We start from the raw sequence: 3,077 nt of genomic DNA on the forward strand, positions 1-3,077 counted from the left end.
TGCGGGGGGGGGTGGGGGGCCCGGGGGCTCCCGGGGGGGCGTTGCGGGTTTTCCTACGTGGGGGGGGGGCCGCCCGGGGGCCGGCGGGGGCCCCCCCCCGCTACCAGCCTGTGCCGGTGGTCGCTCGTCGTTGAACGCGATCTGTCAGCGCTCTTCTTCTGAGGCGGGAACGGCGGTCAGTCGCTCCGTCTCGTCCTGTATCTCAGCGGCGATCTTCTTGAGTTCCGGCTCGAACTTGCGACCGTGGTGGGCGCAGAAGAGCAGTTCTCCGCCGCTGAGCAGGACGACGCGCACGTACGCCTGGGCGCCGCAGCGGTCGCAGCGGTCAGCGGCCGTCATCGGGCTCGCGGGGGTCAGAACAGTAGTCACGTCGCCTCTTCTCTAGCTCGACGAGCTGTCGTACCAGGGTCAACATCCAACCAGCCCCAAAACGTTCCCGCTCGTGGCTTCTCCTCGAAAAAATCTTCCGAGGTGGTCGTCTGCTGCCGGTTTGGCGGCGAATGTGCCGTATTACGTGTTGGCTGTGTCGTACGGTTTCGCGCTGTCGGTCATGGTCCGGCCCTCCCGGCTGGATTGCCGGTTTGTTCATGAGGACGTGCCCGGAGCCTAAATGGTTCATGCCCCGAAGGGAACGTGATATGTACTTCACTCCATCGAGGGATCGAACACGCATGCGACGCTGGACTAGTGTGAGTTCGGGGGAGGGTGGCGTGACAACGGCTCTACCAGGCCTCGGTACCCTCTTTGCGGCGACCGAAGCCGCGCCCTTACCCAATGAGGGCCAATCTGAAATTCAGCGAGGAGCGAACCGCGTGACCGCCGATACGTCCGTGCCGTCCACAGCGCTGCTGGCAGGAGCAGACCGGGACGGTTCCAACTACACCGCGCGGCACCTGCTCGTCCTCGAAGGCCTCGAGGCCGTACGCAAGCGCCCGGGTATGTACATCGGCTCGACCGACAGCCGTGGTCTCATGCACTGCCTCTGGGAGATCATCGACAACTCCGTCGACGAAGCTCTCGGCAGCTACGGCGACCACATCGAGGTCATCCTGCACGACGACGCCTCCGTCGAGGTGCGGGACAACGGGCGGGGCATCCCTGTCGACGTCGAGCCGAAGACCGGCCTGTCCGGCGTCGAGGTCGTCATGACCAAGCTGCACGCCGGCGGCAAGTTCGGCGGTGGCTCGTACGCCGCTTCCGGCGGCCTGCACGGCGTCGGTGCCTCTGTGGTGAACGCCCTGTCCGCCCGGCTCGACGTCGAGGTCGACCGAGGTGGGCATACCCATGCGATCAGCTTCCGCCGCGGCGTCCCCGGCGCGTTCGCCGGTGACGGGCCCGACGCGAAGTTCGAGCCCGCGAGCGGCCTGCGCAAGACCAAGCGGATCCCCAAGACCCGTAACGGCACGCGCGTGCGCTACTGGGCCGACCGGCAGATCTTCCTCAAGGACGCCAAGCTCTCCCTGGAGCACCTTCACCAGCGCGCTCGCCAGACCGCCTTCCTGGTGCCGGGCCTGACGATCGTCGTCCGTGACGAATACGGTCTGGGTGACGGGGGCAGCAAGGGCGAGGAGTCCTTCCGCTTCGACGGCGGCATCAGTGAGTTCTGTGAGTACCTGGCCGCGGACAAGCCCGTCTGCGACGTCCTCCGCTTCACCGGCCAGGGATCCTTCAAGGAGACGGTCCCGGTCCTGGACGACCACGGTCAGATGACGCCGACGGAGGTCACCCGCGAGCTGGGTGTCGACGTCGCGCTGCGCTGGGGCACCGGGTACGACACGACTCTCCGGTCCTTCGTCAACATCATCGCCACCCCCAAGGGCGGCACCCACGTGGCGGGCTTCGAGCAGGCCATCGTCAGAACGGTGAACGAGGTGCTGCGCTCCAAGAAGCTGCTGCGCGTCGCCGAGGACGACATCGTGAAGGACGACGCCCTGGAGGGCCTGACCGCCGTCGTCACGGTCCGGCTCGCCGAGCCCCAGTTCGAGGGCCAGACCAAGGAGGTCCTGGGCACGTCGGCGGCCCGCCGCATCGTGAACACCGTGATCTCCAGGGAACTCAAGGCCTTCCTGACGTCCACCAAGCGGGATGCGGCGGCTCAGGCACGGGTCGTCATGGAGAAGGCGGTCGCCGCCGCGCGCACGCGTATCGCGGCCCGGCAGCACAAGGACGCCCAGCGCCGAAAGACGGCCCTGGAGTCCTCGTCCCTGCCGGCCAAGCTCGCCGACTGCCGCAGCGACGACGTCGAGCGCAGCGAGCTGTTCATCGTCGAGGGCGACTCCGCGCTCGGTACGGCCAAGCTCGCACGGAACTCGGAGTTCCAGGCGCTCCTGCCGATCCGGGGCAAGATCCTCAACGTCCAGAAGTCGTCCGTGACCGACATGCTGAAGAACGCCGAGTGCGGCGCGATCATCCAGGTCATAGGAGCGGGCTCCGGGCGGACCTTCGACATCGACGCGGCCCGCTACGGCAAGATCATTATGATGACCGACGCCGATGTGGACGGTTCCCACATCCGGTGCCTCCTGCTGACGCTGTTCCAGCGCTACATGCGGCCCATGGTGGAGGCCGGCCGGGTCTTCGCAGCGGTGCCGCCGCTGCACCGCATCGAGCTGGTCCAGCCCAAGAAGGGCCAGGACAAGTACGTGTACACGTACTCGGACCGCGAGCTGCGCGACAAGCTCATGGAGTTCCAGAGCAAGAACGTCCGGTACAAGGACTCCATCCAGCGTTACAAGGGACTCGGCGAGATGGACGCCGACCAGCTGGCCGAGACGACCATGGATCCGCGCCACCGCACCCTGCGCCGCATCAACCTCTCCGACCTGGAAGCGGCCGAGCAGGTGTTCGACCTGCTCATGGGGAACGACGTGGCGCCGCGCAAGGAGTTCATCTCCAGCTCGGCGGCGACGCTGGACCGGTCGCGGATCGACGCGTAGGCCCCGCAGCTGGGCCGAGCGGTGTTCGTCGGGCGGGGGGGCCCAGGTGGGGTCGGCGGCCCCCCCCCCCGGCCCCCCCGGTGGGCCCCGCCCCCCCCCCCGCGGCCGGCGCCCGCCACCGGCGAAACGGTTCCCCCGAGG

Annotated in this window: 2 protein-coding genes; one reads left to right on the plus strand and one right to left on the minus strand. The window is 67.9% G+C overall.

The genetic code is table 11. The features are described from left to right. Positions 1-144 precede the first annotated feature (144 nt). Positions 145-369: a hypothetical protein gene (locus ACFWJX_RS25300; RefSeq protein ID WP_073492764.1), complete on the minus strand. Its 225-nt coding sequence runs from the start codon at positions 367-369 to the stop codon at positions 145-147. A gap of 443 nt (positions 370-812) precedes the next feature. Between ACFWJX_RS25300 and ACFWJX_RS25305 the strand changes: the two genes are divergently transcribed. Next, positions 813-2,936: a type IIA DNA topoisomerase subunit B gene (locus ACFWJX_RS25305; protein WP_383247327.1), complete on the plus strand. Its 2,124-nt coding sequence runs from the start codon at positions 813-815 to the stop codon at positions 2,934-2,936. Positions 2,937-3,077: the final 141 nt, after the last annotated feature.

The sequence above is a fragment of the Streptomyces sp. NPDC058335 genome (assembly GCF_042723915.1).
Taxonomy (GTDB): Bacteria; Actinomycetota; Actinomycetes; order Streptomycetales; family Streptomycetaceae; genus Streptomyces.